Raw genomic sequence first — 348 nt, 5'->3', positions numbered from 1 at the left:
ATTTTATTGGCACCTGAAAGAAACAGGATTCCGCTTTAATCACAGACATGATAACCTGTATGTAATTTTATTGGAAATGTTACGGAATATGCCTTTGGATTAGATTTGATTCCTAAGCCCCATAATAAATCATTTTTAAAATAGGAATATAGTAAAAGAAAAGCAAACATGACACACCAACCTTTATGACGGCATACGCAAAAGATCATCGGCAAATGGTACTTGGCAAGCCCAAATCAGGAATGGGCGATTGGGCAATAGCCGGTGAATACAACATCGGCAAAACCACCATTCAAAACCGGAAAAACAACCGGAGCGAAAAACCGTCACGGCTCGCAAAGGGAAGAC

At 39.9% G+C, this 348-nt stretch carries 1 pseudogene; it reads left to right on the top strand.

The window, feature by feature from the left end:
- Positions 1 to 103: pseudogene (locus C7N83_RS07715) on the top strand (IS1595 family transposase); the annotation flags it as partial.
- Positions 104 to 348: the final 245 nt, after the last annotated feature.

The sequence above is a fragment of the Neisseria iguanae genome (assembly GCF_003013245.1).
Lineage (GTDB): Bacteria > Pseudomonadota > Gammaproteobacteria > Burkholderiales > Neisseriaceae > Neisseria > Neisseria iguanae.
This window is presented reverse-complemented; position numbering and strand designations above follow the sequence as displayed.